Consider the following 13454-nt stretch of genomic DNA (forward strand, 5'->3'; position numbering starts at 1 on the left):
TACATGAGACTGAACGATAAGCACTGGCGGGTTTTAAGCAAAGCGCCTTTACCGGCAATTTACCTTTGGCTTACGTAGCAGGAGATATATCCAAGACACTGAAACACAAATGAAAACGGCCTGGACAGGGCCAGGCCGTTAAACATTGTAAAGCCAGGCTTACTTCAGAACGGCAAGTGCCGCTTCGTAGTTCGGCTCGTCAGCGATTTCGCCAACCAGTTCGCTGTGCAGCACGTTGTCGTTTTCGTCCAGCACTACCACGGCACGAGCGGTCAGGCCTTTGAGCGGGCCGTCAGCGATAGCCACGCCGTAGTTCTGGATGAACTCGGCACCGCGCAGGGTCGACAGGTTCTGTACGTTTTCCAGGCCTTCGGCACCGCAGAAGCGCGCCTGGGCGAACGGCAGGTCAGCGGAGATGCACAGTACAACGGTATTGGCGACGTCATTGGCCTGGGCGTTGAACTGGCGTACAGACTTGGCGCAGGTCGGGGTGTCAACGCTTGGGAAGATGTTCAGCACTTTGCGCTTGCCGGCAAAGTCTTTCAGGGTGACGTCGGACAGATTGCCGGCAACCAGGGAAAAGGCTGGCGCCTTGGAACCGGCTTGTGGCAGTTGGCCGTTGACTTGAACCGGAGTGCCTTTGAGAGTGACTTGAGCCATGAACGGAGTCCTTCTGAACGTTGTTGTAGAGAGTTTTGACGAGGCCGAAGTTAACCACGAAATTGTCCGACGACCTATGGTCAAACATAAATTGTCATGTATCGGCACACAAAATTGGATACATGTGCCCTCCCACACACCACAAGACACTGTGGCAGAGGCGTTATCTGAGTAGCCGCAACATATTGCAATGGCGCGCCTCGAAAATCCGGCGCATATAGCCATTGACCAGCAACCACTCCACTGGCGCGCCGCCAATCGCCGAATACGTCACCCGATCGGTGTATAGCGTACCGCCCTCTCCCGCCGCGACCCGATGTTCATGACGAAAGGCGCGCATCGGCCCGTTGAGCATTTCGTCGATGAAATGCCACTCACCGACCTCACGGATCACCACCGTCCAGTTCGACGGAATAACGTTGAACATCCAGTGCCTGAAACGAAACTGTCGACCGGCTTCGATGCGCAGGTTGTTCAGGTCGATTTCGCCCAGCGGCGTGATGCGTTCGGGGAAGATTTTCGGGAAATTCACGCCTTCGAGGCAGAAGTCGAGGACTTGCTCAGGTGAGCGGTTGGGGATGAGAGTCGTGAGTTCCAGGACAGGCATGGGCGGTGGCAATCCATTGGCCGGGGACCCGCAGGCTACCATCTCACCAAAGCCCCATGCATCCCCTTGGGCTATCAGAAAACTTGTTGCGATTTTCTTTTAGAGAATTGTCGATTCAGACGCTGATCATTCGACTATCAAGTAACTCACTTACCCCCCAATGGAGAAAAGCCATGCGATTCATGATCATCATCAAAGCCAGCCAGGATTCCGAAGCCGGAATAATGCCCAGCCAGGAACTGCTGACCGCCATGGGCAATTACAACGAGGAGCTGGCCAAGGCCGGCATCCTCCTCGCCGGTGAAGGCCTGCACCCCAGCAGCAAAGGCGCCCGCGTGCGCTTCTCCGGCGACAAGCGCACGGTGATTGACGGCCCGTTCATCGAAACCAGGGAGCTGATCGCCGGCTTCTGGCTATGGCAGGTGAAATCGAAAGAAGAAGCCATCGAATGGGTCAAGCGCTGCCCCAACCCGATGCCGGGTACCGAAGCCGAGATCGAGATTCGCCAGGTGTTTGAAATGGAAGATTTTGGTGCCGAGCTCACCCCGGAGCTACGTGAACAGGAAGAACGAGCGTTCGGCCTGGGGAAGAAATGCTGATTGGCGAATCCCCGCCGGGGATTGAGACTTCACCCTGAATCCTGCAAAACCCGCCGTTCATGCTTGCGCAGATGGCGGGTTTTTTATTACAGCAGCAATCCCCTCCCGGTCTGCCTGACCTGCCACCAGGGCAAGGCCGGCGATAAGGTCACCGAGCAGTTCAAGCTGTGGAACACGTGACGAGGCGTGCGCAGAACTGGAACGGCTGTTGAAAGAACAACCGGCCAACCGCAATGTTTAGATTTTTAGTGATATCACAACGCCATCAGTGATAAGGTTCGCGTCGCTTGAAAAACCTCCCCCCATTACATTTCGAGGCGACATGAAGCACGCCTCGGCCAATGACGGCAAAGACCGGTCTCAAGGATCTACCATGGAAGCTCTTCGCAAGCTGTTCACCATTACAGCCCTGACCACAGCACTCCTGACTTCGGGCTGTGCAAGCATCGTCGGTGACAGCAAATACCCGGTGAACGTATCGAGTACGCCTAGCGGCGCCAACTTCACCATTACCAACAAAGCCGGTGTCGTCGTACATAACGGCTCCACGCCCAACACCGTGACACTGCCTTCCGGTCGTGGCTACTTCAAGGGTGAGGCCTACACCATCACCTTCAAGAAAGAGGGTTATGCCGATACCAGTACCACTCTGGATACCAGCATGAGCGGCTGGTACTGGGGCAACCTCCTGATTGGCGGGTTGATCGGCATGCTGGTAGTCGATCCAATGACCGGCGCAATGTACAAACTTCCCGAAAATGCCGCGGGTAACCTCGGCAGTCCGTTGGCCGGCGAAGCTCCAAAAAACCTGACACTGCTGGAAATCGATCAGCTGTCGCCTACCCAGCGCGCGACGCTGGTTCGCATCAACTGACAGCACCCGGCGCATTCCGCCGTTCGGGATGCGCCCTTTTCCGGATGATCTAGCCGCGCCGCCGAAACAACGGCCGCGGCTCAATCACCGAACGCCCGTACAGCACGCTCATCCCCGCCAGTCCCTTCAATGCATCTTCTGCGGATTTGTCTTCACGCACGGCAAAGCTGTCGAAACCGCATTGGCGCATGTGGCTGAGTTGATCGCGCAAGACATCGCCGATGGCGCGCAACTCACCGGTCCAGCCCAGTCGTGTGCGCAGCAGATACGCCTGGCTGTAACCGCGCCCGTCGCGAAAGCTCGGAAAATCCAGGGCAATCAGTGGCAATTGATCAAACCAGGGCTTGAGGATTTCCACCTCGTCGTCCGGCCCCAGCCACACCGCATTTCGCTGTGGACTTTCCAGCCAGCGGGCCAGCGGCAGGATCGCCTTGCCCACTGGCGATGGCGGTGCCAGATCCCGAACCAGCATCCACGGGTCATCCGCATCGATGCGCGCCTCACCTTTTTCCAGCCGCAACAGATTGTTCACGCCAAAACCTCCACCGCTTGCGGATAAACCGCCTCCTTGAACGGCTCCAGGCCGATACGCTGCAACGTGTCGACCAATACTTCCTCGCTCTCGCGATAGCGCACGAAGGTGTCGACAATGCGCTCGATCACCTCGGGCACTTGCGCGGCGCTGAAGGACGGGCCAATAACCTTGCCCAGCGCACTATGCTTGCCCTGGGCGCCACCAAGGGTGATCTGGTACCACTCGCTGCCGTTTTTATCGACGCCCAGGATGCCGATGTTGCCGATGTGGTGATGACCGCAGGCATTCATGCAGCCGGAAATGTTGAGGCTGATGTCACCCAGGTCATGCAGGTAGTCGAGGTCTTCGAAACGGGCCTGAATGGCCTGGGCGATGGGGATCGACTTGGCATTGGCCAGCGCACAGAAATCGCCACCGGGGCAGGCGATGATGTCGGTCAGCAAACCGATGTTGGCGCTGCCCAGATTGTGTTCACAGGCCAGGCGCCATAACGCGAACAGCTCGGCCTTGGGCACGTCCGGCAGGACGATGTTCTGCTCATGGGCAATGCGGATTTCGCCGAAACCAAAGCGCTCGGACCATTCGGCAACCGCCTCCATCTGCGTGTCCGTCACATCGCCCGGTGGCGCAGCGACGCCGGGCTTGGTCGACAGCACGACGCTGGCATAACCCGGTACTTTGTGCGGCTGCACGTTACGCAGCACCCAGCGGGCGAACGCCGGGTTCTCGGCCAGATGCGTACCGAAGTCCAGATGGATGCTCGCCAGCTCGCGATACTCCGGGGCGACGAATGCACTGGCCACCCGCTCGTATTCGGCGTCGGTCAGTTGCGCCGGGCCGTCCTTGAGATACTGCCACTCCTCCTCCACCTCCCGGGCGAACGCTTCGATGCCCAGGGCCTTGACCAGAATCTTGATCCGCGCCTTGTACTTGTTGTCACGTCGACCATGGCGGTTGTAGACGCGCAGCACCGCTTCGACGTAGGACAACAAATGTTGCCATGGCAAACCTTCGCGGATCTGCAGGCCGAGGATCGGCGTGCGCCCCAGACCGCCGCCGACGATCACCCGCAGGAGCATTTGCCCGTTGTCGCCGGGATAAAGATACAGGCCGATGTCATGCATCATGATCGCCGCACGGTCCTGTTCGGCCGAGCAGATGGCGATCTTGAACTTGCGGGGCAGGAACAGGAACTCCGGGTTGATGGTCGACCACTGCCGCAGGATCTCCGCCAAGGGGCGCGGGTCGATCATCTCGTCGGCGGCGACCCCGGCAAAGGCTTCGGTGGTGATGTTGCGTACGCAGTTGCCAGAAGTCTGGATCGCGTGCATTTCCACCTGGGCCAGGCGCTCAAGGATGTCTGGCACCTGGGCCAGTTCGATCCAGTTGAACTGCATGTTCTGGCGGGTGGTGAAGTGCCCGTAGCCGCGATCGTAATCCCGGGCGATGCTCGCCAGCGTGCGCATCTGCCGGACACTCAGCGTGCCGTAGGGAATGGCCACCCGCAGCATATAGGCGTGTTTCTGCATGTACAGACCGTTTTGCAAGCGCAACGGCAGGAATTCTTCCTCGCTCAGCTCACCGGCCATGAAACGCTCGACCTGATCGCGAAACTGTGCAACCCGCTCGGACACCAGCGCCCGGTCATAGTCGTCGTACTGATACATCTGGCTACCTCATCAGGATTAGGCACAGAACCCTGTAGGAGCGAGCTCTGCTCGCGATGAGCCTGAGGGCGCCACGGGGTGTCAGGCTTCGCGCGTTATCGTTCACGACCATCGCGAGCGAGCTCGCTCCTACAGGGGGGTTCGTTTTGAGGTAGTGACTATGGACCGGTGCCAATCCGCATTACAGATTCAGCTGACTGTGAAAAAACCATATCAGGGTAAAACCAGCAGGACTATGGCCACTTTTTATCTGATCTGTATAAATCAATTTTTCCTGAGCCTGTTTTGTTTACGCCACGGTTTTTACAGTGCACGGCATTGCAACCGTGGAAGCATTGAGCATGAGCACAACTACTATCAGTCAGGCCTATAACTACAAGGTCGTGCGCCAGTTCGTCGTGGCGACTGTCTTCTGGGGCGTCGTGGGGATGGCGATGGGTGTATGGATCGCCTCGCAACTGGTGTGGCCGCAGATGAATCTTGACCTGCCGTGGACCACCTTCGGCCGGTTACGCCCGTTGCACACCAGCCTGGTGATTTTCGGTTTTGCCGGCAGCGCGCAATTTGCCGCCAGTTACTACGCGGTACAGCGCACCTGTCAGGTGCGGCTGTTCTCCGACAAGCTCGCCGCGTTCACCTTCTGGGGTTGGCAATCGGTGATAGTGGTGATGCTGATCAGCCTGCCGCTGGGCTACACCACCACCAAGGAATACGCCGAAATCGAATTCACCGGCGCGGTGTGGATGACCGTGGTCTGGGTTGCATACGCCGTGGTGTTCTTCACTACCGTGGTGCAACGCAAGACTAAACACATCTACGTCGGCAACTGGTTCTTCGGTGCATTCATCGTGGTCATCGCCATGCTGCACGTGGTCAATCACCTGGCGATCCCGGTGGACTGGTTCAAGTCCTATCCGGTGTATTCCGGGGCCACCGACGCCATGGTCCAGTGGTGGTACGGCCACAATGCGGTGGGTTTTTTCCTGACCACCGGTTTCCTGGGGATGATGTACTACTTCGTGCCCAAGCAGGTCGGGCGGCCGGTGTACTCCTATCGCTTGTCCATCGTGCATTTCTGGGCACTGATCACCCTGTACATCTGGGCCGGCCCGCACCACTTGCACTACACCGCACTGCCGGACTGGGCGCAGTCGCTGGGCATGGCCATGTCGCTGATCCTGCTGGCGCCGAGCTGGGGCGGGATGATCAACGGCATGATGACGCTCTCGGGCGCCTGGCATAAGCTGCGCACCGACCCGATCCTGCGCTTTCTCGTGCTATCCCTGGCGTTCTACGGCATGTCGACCTTCGAAGGGCCGATGATGGCCATCAAGACGGTCAACGCCCTCTCCCACTACACCGACTGGACCATCGGCCACGTACACGCCGGCGCCCTCGGCTGGGTGGCGATGATCACCTTCGGCGCGACCTACCACATGGTGCCAAAAGTCTTCGGACGCACGCAGATGCACAGCACGCCGCTGATCAACCTGCACTTTTGGCTGGCGACCATCGGCACGGTGCTGTACATCGCCTCGATGTGGGTCAACGGCATCACCCAAGGCCTGATGTGGCGGGCGATCAACGACGATGGCACGCTGACTTACTCCTTCGTCGAAGCCCTCCAGGCCAGCCATCCTGGCTTCCTGGTGCGCTTCATCGGCGGTCTGTTCTTCCTCGGCGGCATGTTGCTGATGGCGTACAACGTGTGGCGCACGGTGTGGGTGTCGGACCTGAAAATGGCACAGCGCGAGGCGCAGATAGCCTGATGATCGAGCTTGCGCTGAATGTACTGGGAGTGGTGAGTCTATGGCTGGCGGTCGAATACTGCTTGAAGCACCAGACCGCCGAGAGTCTTGAAGAGGCGAGCCTGATTCCGTTTGCCGATGACCCGCAGGTGGCACGGCGGGTGGAGTTGGCGACAGGGAAGACAGTGAAAGCGGTTGCCCCGCCGGAGCTGAAATCAGGCTGGGGCAACCTCGATATCTGATGCACTACCCATCAATGCTGGTTATCCGCGCTCCCGAGGAATCAGGCTCTGCAACTGCTGCGCCAAAAAATCCCCATCGAAGACAAAGATGTCCGGATCCTTCAAACCGTTGGTCTTGCGCCATTGCCAGGCGTTGGACGGTGGCAGGCACACCAGCGAAACACTGCCGTAGCGCGCAGCCGTAAAGCCCATCACGGCCACCGAGATCTGTCCGCCGGCCCCCATCACATCCGGCACGAACTCCACCGGCTTGCCAACAATCACAATGGACAGCTTCTCGGTCTTGAATGTCGATGTCTCGACAGGAATGCTCGGGCCCGAGGCGACATAGGCTTCGCGGATCACCTCCAGCAGGTTGGGGGCCTGCACCGGCTCCAGCCACTGCTGGATCTGATCGAACAGGTCACCAATGCGCGTCGCCCATTCGGCCGACTGCGACTCGAACACTTGCTTCTTGTGCGCTTCGCTTTCTGCATAGTGGCGAAGCATTTCGCCCAGTTGCTGTACGTCATCCATTGCGGTGTTCCTTTGATTGCAGCGGTGCTACGGACATTGAGCATGGCAGATGTGTGATGCAGGTGTGCGACTAACAGCCGGGAGGTACGTCGGCGGTGGCGTTCGCCCTGGGCGAATGACTCAACCGGCCTTGGGCGGGCGACGCAGGCGCGCCATGCTCAAGGTGTCCACCAATACGCCGTCGCGAACGGCGTAATCACGGAACAGGCCCTCGGTTTCGAAGCCGAACTTGCGATACAGCGCTATGGCCGCTTCGTTGTCGGCATACACCGAAAGCTCGATGCGCTGCAGGTTCATCCAGTTGTCGGCGATATCCAGCGCCGTCGCGAGCAGCTTCGAGCCCACGCCCTTGCCCTGCCACGCCACCGCAACGCCCATGCCAAAACTGCCGGCATGGCTGCGACGAATGCGTGAGAACTGCTCCAGGCCGATGTTGCCGATGACCGTGCCTTGATGCAGGGCCACCAGTTTCACCAGGCGCTCGTTATCCAGCGCCAGGCGACTGCGCCAGAGTTCGGTGGACTGAAACGGCATTTGCAGGGTCTGCCGGGCGATCTGCGGGTCGTTGTACAGCGCCGTGATGCCTTCGATGTGGGACTCGTTGTAGCGCTCGAGGGTGATGACGGGTTCAGTGGCTGGCATGGGTGGATCATCCTTGAAGCAGACATGGCCGTTCACTCTATAACGCTACCTTCGGGTGTGGCGAGAACCAATGTGGGATCGTGCTCAGCTTTCGAACCACTCCCGGCGCTCGCTGAAGGTGTTTTCAATCAACTCGACGAGCATCCGTACCTGCGCGTCGTGCTCGGAATGGACGTTGACCGCCATCCACACCTGGCGCTGCATCGACTGGTCAAACAGGCCCGGCAAGGCAATCAGCCCGCGGTCGAAGTGGCTCATGTAGTGCGGCAGCAGCCCGATGCAGGCACTGCAACGGACCATCTCCAGCATCAATTCGTAGGATTGCAACTGCACCGCTCCGGCCAGGCGCTGATCGACCAGCGCATTCCACGGCCGGAAGCTTTCAACCTGGCAGTCCTGCCGCCATTGCACCAGGAGAAAATCGGCCAGGTCATCCAGGCAATCCGGCCTGGAAGCGACCCGCGAGTAGCGCTTGGCAATGTGCGGCAGGTAATCCAGTCGCGCCAGCAGTCGTGGTTCAGTGGTGGCAAAGCTCGGCCCCGGTAATGGCGATCCGGTCTCGCCCAGCCACACCACCACGTCGGCGCTGACCGCTTGCAATGACAATTCACTGTCGAGCGTGATGATGTCCAGCCGCACGCTGGCATTGCGCCGCAGCATTGCCACCAGGTCACGTCCGAGAATGTCATGCAGGATCGAATCCGCCACGGCCAGCCGAATCAACGGCTGTTCGATCACCGGCAAATTGCGCTCATGGGCCAGGGCGATCAATTGTGCGCGCAGGCGCAAGCCATCGCGACTGAGGCTCAAACCATTGTCTGAATGATTGAACAGCGAGCACTGGAGCTGCGTCTCCAGCTGCACCAGTTGCCTGCGCAGGCGGGTGGCCTTGAAGTTGAGACTGCGGGCGGCCTGCATGAAGCAACCGCAACGGACGCTGACGATGAAACACTGCGCCAGTTCAGGGTCGATAGCCGCTGCCAACTGACGCCAGGACGGTTTTTTATCGATGGCTACGCGATACTCGACAGCCCCCTGGTGGGCGCTGATTTCCATGAATGACATCGAAGACTCCCTGTCGATCTGACACTGACAGCTCTATCCTGCGGATCGTTCATGAACCTGCTGTGACAAGGACTCAGGCGCTGGGTGTCTGGCGAAAGCTCACCGCCAGGCGATTCCAGCTGTTGATGGTGGTGACGGCGATGGTCAAGTCGACCATTTCGCTTTCATTGAACTGCTCCCGGGCCTGGGCGTAGACATCGTCCGGCACATGGCTTTCGGAGAGCAAGGTGACCGCCTCGGTCCAGGCCAGCGCGGCTCTTTCCCGCGGATTGAAAAAATTGCTGTCGCGCCAGACCACAATGGAATAAAGACGCCGGTCGCTCTCGCCCAGGCGCCTTGCATCCACCGAGTGCATGTCGGTGCAGAACGCACAGCCGTTGAGCTGCGAAGCACGAATCTTGATCAGGTGCAGCAGCGCCGGTTCGATGCTCAAACTGCTGGTCAGGGCCTCCATGGCGATCATGGCTTTCATCGCTTTGGGGGAAGCGCTGTAGTAATCCAGACGGGGGGTCATGGAGCGGCCTCATGGATCGGACAGGTTTGTCCAAGGTAGGGGTTGGCACAGCAACGTTACAGATCCAATTCGGCGAAAAATCCGTGGACCAGCGAAAAGCACGCCAATTGGCGGTTTTTGCGCCACGCAACTTCTGCGTGGCGGCTCATGCGCGTAATCTGGCGCACAGTCTTTGCCTCGTTCACCCAAGGAGCCTTGCCGGTATGGAACTACATGTTGTCATCAACGGCCGCAAGGATCTGGCGGGCCAGTTGTATAACCAACTGCGCAGCGCCATTGAATCCGGTCGTCTGGCAGCAGGGACGCAACTTCCACCGAGCCGCTTGCTGGCCGAACAGCTGGGCATTTCGCGCAAGACCATTTCCGATACCTACGCCCAGCTCACCTACGAAAACTTCCTCACCGGGGTGATTGGCAAAGGCACCTACGTCAACGCGCGGGTGTCGAAAGTCGAGCGCAAGCAGAACCCTTCGGAGCTGGCCGGTTACGAGGTGATCGAATCCTGGCGCAATCTGCCGGTGTTTCTGCGTCACCCGACACTGGAAGGCTCGCTGCGCTACGACTTTATCGGCGGCGCCACCAGCAAGGGCCAGTTTCCCCAGGACGACTGGCGGCGTTGCACTTCCCACGCCTTGCGCCAGATCGCCGCGTCCAAGGGCTTCTACAGCCTGCCGGAGGGTTTGCCGGCCCTGCGCAATGCCATCGCCCGGCATATCGCGTTCTCTCGCGGGGTCAACTGCCAGGACGAAGACGTGGTGGTGTGCAACGGCGCGCAGCAGGCCCTGGACCTGATTTCCCGGGTGCTGACTCGCCCGGGCAGCATCGTCGCCATGGAAGATCCCGGTTATCCGCCGGCACGCCTGCTGTTCGGTACCCACGGCGCTACGGTGATCGGAGTGCCAGTGGACGCCGAGGGCATCCAGGTGGACAGGATCCCCCTTGGGACACGGCTGATTTACGTCACCCCTTCCCACCAGTTCCCGCTGGGCATGCCGATGAGCCAGGAGCGCCGTGTTGCGCTGCTGGCCAGGGCCCATGAACTGGGCGCGATCATCATCGAGGACGACTACGACAGCGAATTCCGCTACGAAGGGCGTCCGACGGACTCGCTGCAAAGCATGGATGAGCGCGGGATTGTCGCCTACGTCGGGACCTTCTCGAAAACCCTGTTGCCGGAACTGCGGCTGGGCTACGCGATCCTGCCGCCGGCCATTCTCGATGCGGTGGTGCGCGCCAAGCAGCTCACTGACCTGCACACCTCCACCCTGCCCCAATGGGCGCTGGCCAAGTTCATCGCCGAAGGCTGCCTGCTCAAGCACATCCGGCGCTGCCACACGATTTACGCCGGGCGACGCGAACGAATCCTGGCACGCATGGCCGGTGATCTATCGCCGTGGCTTGAAGCGGTACCGACCATGGCCGGCTTTCACATGGTGGTGATGTGCAGAGTGCCGATGGATATTCCATTGGTGATCGAACTGGCGAAAAAAGTCGAAGTCGGGCTCTATGCCATCGACAGCTTTTTCTATCAGCAAGCCCCGCAGGCCGGGTTTTTCCTCGGTTTCGGCGCCATTGAAACCCTGGACATCGACATCGCCCTGGATCGTTTGCGGGATATTTTGCAACAAGTTGCCTGACAGATTGGACTGCGGCTTTATCCGGCGATTGGCTATTGGTGGTCCCGGGGGGCAGGCCTATCCTGCATAGGCGTTATCCCTCAATGAGCAGGATACGTCCGGCCTGATTCAGGAGTGTGAGCAATGTTCAACAAAGCGATCAATACCGTAGAGGTGCAGGCCGTCGCCGGCCGCTCGGACGAACTGGGCAAGCAATTGCAAAAGATCGTCGAAAACCTGCGCGAACTACCAGGGTGCGAATCCTATATGGTCGACCGCTGCCCCGAGGACAGCAATCGCTGGACAGTCAGCGCCCACTGGCAGTCGGAAGAGGCCATGCGATCGCATTTCAACAGTCCCCAGGCTCAAGGCTTCATCGATTTGATCGATTGCCAATTGGCCAACGCCGTCGACTTCAACAGCTTTCCGATCCGCTAAGCCCCCCTGTAGGAGCGAGCTCGCTCGCGATGGTCGTCAACGATAACGCGTGCTTGCTGATGAAACGCGGCGTTTCTGAATACATCGCGAGCAAGCTCGCTCCTACAGGGTTCCCACCTGATTGCCCCTTCCCTCTGCAGGAGCGAGTCCGCTCGCGATGGTCGTCAACGATAACGCGTGCTTGCTGGCTGCACGCGGCGTTTTCGCGTCCATCGCGAGCGAGCTCGCTCCTGCATTGGTCCCCTGGCCTTCCCGAATATTGGCTGTTTGTTTGTCACCCGCTGCGGACTAGATTTGTCCCTGACAACTCATCCAACGCAGGTAATGAACATGAACGTTTTACGCTTCTGTGCCGCTTCCCTTGTTGCCCTGACCCTGACCGCTTCCGCTTCGGCATTTGCCCACGACCCTTCGGAAAAGGTCACGGTGCTGCAGGACCAGATGTTGAAAAACGTCCCGGGCAAAAAAGCCTTGATGATCGAAGTCGACTACAAGCCCGGCCAGTCGTCCATCGCTCACAAGCACGAGGGCACGGCCATGGCCTACGTTCTTTCAGGTGCAATCACGTCCCAGGTAAAAGGTGAAAAAGCGGTCACCTACAAGGCAGGTCAGTATTGGTACGAGCCTGCCGGCTCGGAGCACCTGGTTTCGAAAAACGCCAGCGCCACCAAACCTGCCAGGTTGTTGGTGTTCATGGTGCTGTCGCCGGACGAGCAAGTGCTGATCCCATTGGAAAACTGATGGCTGAACGTATGTCCATAAATAAAAAGGCCCGAATCATTGAATCGGGCCTTTTTATTTCCCGATGCAATTAACCGAACAATTTTAAACCAAACAAAACTATTGGCCTCCGGACAAGTTCGGATATTGGCTATTTAAATAAACCATCCAGGGTTTAGTCTTGAGTCACCGCCGGCACAGCACCGGCAACTTCAATTTCAAACTCAAGTTGTTTCACTGGAGAAACACCATGAAACTTGCACTTGCCAGTACCTTGACGATGACTGTCTTGATAACCGGTTGCTCGATTCCCACCGCGCCTTCATCCGTCTCCTCATTGAATGGCCTCTTCACCGAGCCGGTTGGCCGCAGCAGTGCTACGAGTGTTCCCAACGGCAGCCATGTCTCACTGGGCATTGTCTACAGCCAAAACACCCAGGCGAACCGTGCTTACCTGCAAGATTATCAGGCCAACGCCGGCACCGGTTTCGGCCAGAGCCTGCTGGTTCAGCCGATTCACGATGCCTACGTCGCCACTTCCAGGCCCGATCTGGCGGTGGACTGGGTCAAGGCCTCGTTGCAACGCCAGTTCGGCTCGGTCACGGTGTATCCGGACATGCAAAGCCTCAAGGCAGCCAGGCCGGATGTGGTCGCGATCGTCGACAGCCGCAGCCAATTGATCACATCGCGCAGTTCAGACATCAAGGCTGATGTCAGTGCGGACTTTTATGACAACCACTTCAATTACATCGGTACCGCACAAGGGCATGACGCCCGCGCGCTCAGCCCGGTGTGGGCGGACTTTAAACGTAGCGAAGAGATCGTTGCAGACATTAACGAACAGCAGAATGTGCAAGTAAGGGCGCTACAGAAGTTTGATCAATCGCTCAGTAATTTATTGACCAGCCCGACAAGTAATGTATCGATGATTAATAGTCCATCAGGCAAAAAAACGTATTGATATCGATTGCCCCATCGCGAGCAGGCTCGACCCGACAGCAGAAAATCAAA

At 58.6% G+C, this 13454-nt stretch carries 16 protein-coding genes; 8 read left to right on the forward strand and 8 right to left on the reverse strand.

Going from position 1 to position 13454, the window contains the following annotated elements:
* Positions 1-159 precede the first annotated feature (159 nt).
* Both tpx and AC06G5_RS17145 read right to left on the reverse strand, forming a co-directional pair.
* On the reverse strand, positions 160-660 hold the full coding sequence (tpx, locus tag AC06G5_RS17140) for a thiol peroxidase (protein WP_413424108.1): 501 nt from the start codon (positions 658-660) through the stop codon (positions 160-162).
* A 163-nt stretch (positions 661-823) separates the two neighbouring features.
* Positions 824-1267, reverse strand: coding sequence for an SRPBCC family protein (locus tag AC06G5_RS17145; protein ID WP_413424110.1), 444 nt, complete (start codon positions 1265-1267; stop codon positions 824-826).
* A gap of 173 nt (positions 1268-1440) precedes the next feature.
* Between AC06G5_RS17145 and AC06G5_RS17150 the strand changes: the two genes are divergently transcribed.
* Both AC06G5_RS17150 and AC06G5_RS17155 read left to right on the forward strand, forming a co-directional pair.
* Positions 1441-1866, forward strand: coding sequence for a YciI family protein (locus AC06G5_RS17150; RefSeq protein ID WP_413424112.1), 426 nt, complete (start codon positions 1441-1443; stop codon positions 1864-1866).
* Between the two features lie 373 nt (positions 1867-2239).
* The gene (locus tag AC06G5_RS17155; RefSeq protein ID WP_413424114.1) at positions 2240-2740 is read left to right on the forward strand and encodes a hypothetical protein; all 501 of its coding nucleotides are present in this window, start codon (positions 2240-2242) and stop codon (positions 2738-2740) included.
* A gap of 49 nt (positions 2741-2789) precedes the next feature.
* On the opposite strand, the gene AC06G5_RS17160 is transcribed toward AC06G5_RS17155, so the two are convergent.
* Complete coding sequence (locus AC06G5_RS17160; RefSeq protein WP_413424116.1) at positions 2790-3272, reverse strand: DUF934 domain-containing protein; 483 nt, start codon at positions 3270-3272, stop codon at positions 2790-2792.
* A complete protein-coding gene (locus AC06G5_RS17165) occupies positions 3269-4942 on the reverse strand; it encodes a nitrite/sulfite reductase (RefSeq protein ID WP_413424118.1) in 1674 nt (557 codons plus the stop codon). Before AC06G5_RS17165 ends, AC06G5_RS17160 begins: the two co-directional genes overlap by 4 nt.
* A 341-nt stretch (positions 4943-5283) precedes the next feature.
* Between AC06G5_RS17165 and ccoN the strand changes: the two genes are divergently transcribed.
* Both ccoN and AC06G5_RS17175 read left to right on the forward strand, forming a co-directional pair.
* A complete protein-coding gene (gene ccoN / locus AC06G5_RS17170) occupies positions 5284-6711 on the forward strand; it encodes a cytochrome-c oxidase, cbb3-type subunit I (RefSeq protein ID WP_413424120.1) in 1428 nt (475 codons plus the stop codon).
* Complete coding sequence (locus tag AC06G5_RS17175) at positions 6711-6932, forward strand: cbb3-type cytochrome c oxidase subunit 3 (protein ID WP_413424122.1); 222 nt, start codon at positions 6711-6713, stop codon at positions 6930-6932. Before ccoN ends, AC06G5_RS17175 begins: the two co-directional genes overlap by 1 nt.
* Positions 6933-6953: 21 nt before the next feature.
* Here AC06G5_RS17175 and AC06G5_RS17180 read toward each other — a convergent pair whose 3' ends face one another.
* The 4 genes from AC06G5_RS17180 to AC06G5_RS17195 form a co-directional block, all read right to left on the reverse strand.
* Positions 6954-7448: a hypothetical protein gene (locus AC06G5_RS17180; protein WP_413424124.1), complete on the reverse strand. Its 495-nt coding sequence runs from the start codon at positions 7446-7448 to the stop codon at positions 6954-6956.
* 120 nt (positions 7449-7568) lie between these two features.
* Positions 7569-8090, reverse strand: coding sequence for a GNAT family N-acetyltransferase (locus AC06G5_RS17185; protein WP_413424126.1), 522 nt, complete (start codon positions 8088-8090; stop codon positions 7569-7571).
* Between the two features lie 84 nt (positions 8091-8174).
* Positions 8175-9155 (reverse strand): LysR substrate-binding domain-containing protein, encoded by a 981-nt coding sequence (locus tag AC06G5_RS17190; protein WP_480457721.1) that lies wholly within the window; start codon positions 9153-9155, stop codon positions 8175-8177.
* A gap of 73 nt (positions 9156-9228) precedes the next feature.
* Positions 9229-9669: a carboxymuconolactone decarboxylase family protein gene (locus AC06G5_RS17195; RefSeq protein WP_008020051.1), complete on the reverse strand. Its 441-nt coding sequence runs from the start codon at positions 9667-9669 to the stop codon at positions 9229-9231.
* Positions 9670-9872: 203 nt separating this feature from the next.
* Between AC06G5_RS17195 and pdxR the strand changes: the two genes are divergently transcribed.
* The 4 genes from pdxR to AC06G5_RS17215 all read left to right on the forward strand — a co-directional run bounded on the left by pdxR (position 9873) and on the right by AC06G5_RS17215 (position 13404).
* Positions 9873-11306 carry a MocR-like pyridoxine biosynthesis transcription factor PdxR gene (pdxR, locus tag AC06G5_RS17200; RefSeq protein ID WP_413424130.1) on the forward strand — a complete coding sequence of 478 codons (1434 nt, stop codon included), beginning with the start codon at positions 9873-9875 and terminating at the stop codon, positions 11304-11306.
* Positions 11307-11429: 123 nt separating this feature from the next.
* On the forward strand, positions 11430-11723 hold the full coding sequence (locus AC06G5_RS17205) for a putative quinol monooxygenase (protein WP_413424132.1): 294 nt from the start codon (positions 11430-11432) through the stop codon (positions 11721-11723).
* Between the two features lie 330 nt (positions 11724-12053).
* The gene (locus tag AC06G5_RS17210; RefSeq protein ID WP_413428371.1) at positions 12054-12464 is read left to right on the forward strand and encodes a cupin domain-containing protein; all 411 of its coding nucleotides are present in this window, start codon (positions 12054-12056) and stop codon (positions 12462-12464) included.
* Between the two features lie 229 nt (positions 12465-12693).
* Positions 12694-13404 (forward strand): ATPase, encoded by a 711-nt coding sequence (locus AC06G5_RS17215; RefSeq protein WP_413428372.1) that lies wholly within the window; start codon positions 12694-12696, stop codon positions 13402-13404.
* Positions 13405-13454: the final 50 nt, after the last annotated feature.

The sequence above is a fragment of the Pseudomonas sp. WT-JTC genome (assembly GCF_056711565.1).

Bases quoted from the DNA above. Each gene is read 5' to 3' on its own strand.
- tpx (WP_413424108.1), bottom strand. From the start codon at position 660: ATGGCTCAAGTCACTCTCAAAGGCACTCCGGTTCAAGTCAACGGCCAA.
- AC06G5_RS17145 (WP_413424110.1), bottom strand. From the start codon at position 1,267: ATGCCTGTCCTGGAACTCACGACTCTCATCCCCAACCGCTCACCTGAG.
- AC06G5_RS17150 (WP_413424112.1), top strand. From the start codon at position 1,441: ATGCGATTCATGATCATCATCAAAGCCAGCCAGGATTCCGAAGCCGGA.
- AC06G5_RS17155 (WP_413424114.1), top strand. From the start codon at position 2,240: ATGGAAGCTCTTCGCAAGCTGTTCACCATTACAGCCCTGACCACAGCA.
- AC06G5_RS17165 (WP_413424118.1), bottom strand. From the start codon at position 4,942: ATGTATCAGTACGACGACTATGACCGGGCGCTGGTGTCCGAGCGGGTT.
- ccoN (WP_413424120.1), top strand. From the start codon at position 5,284: ATGAGCACAACTACTATCAGTCAGGCCTATAACTACAAGGTCGTGCGC.
- AC06G5_RS17175 (WP_413424122.1), top strand. From the start codon at position 6,711: ATGATCGAGCTTGCGCTGAATGTACTGGGAGTGGTGAGTCTATGGCTG.
- AC06G5_RS17180 (WP_413424124.1), bottom strand. From the start codon at position 7,448: ATGGATGACGTACAGCAACTGGGCGAAATGCTTCGCCACTATGCAGAA.
- AC06G5_RS17185 (WP_413424126.1), bottom strand. From the start codon at position 8,090: ATGCCAGCCACTGAACCCGTCATCACCCTCGAGCGCTACAACGAGTCC.
- AC06G5_RS17190 (WP_480457721.1), bottom strand. From the start codon at position 9,155: ATGTCATTCATGGAAATCAGCGCCCACCAGGGGGCTGTCGAGTATCGC.
- AC06G5_RS17195 (WP_008020051.1), bottom strand. From the start codon at position 9,669: ATGACCCCCCGTCTGGATTACTACAGCGCTTCCCCCAAAGCGATGAAA.
- pdxR (WP_413424130.1), top strand. From the start codon at position 9,873: ATGGAACTACATGTTGTCATCAACGGCCGCAAGGATCTGGCGGGCCAG.
- AC06G5_RS17205 (WP_413424132.1), top strand. From the start codon at position 11,430: ATGTTCAACAAAGCGATCAATACCGTAGAGGTGCAGGCCGTCGCCGGC.
- AC06G5_RS17210 (WP_413428371.1), top strand. From the start codon at position 12,054: ATGAACGTTTTACGCTTCTGTGCCGCTTCCCTTGTTGCCCTGACCCTG.
- AC06G5_RS17215 (WP_413428372.1), top strand. From the start codon at position 12,694: ATGAAACTTGCACTTGCCAGTACCTTGACGATGACTGTCTTGATAACC.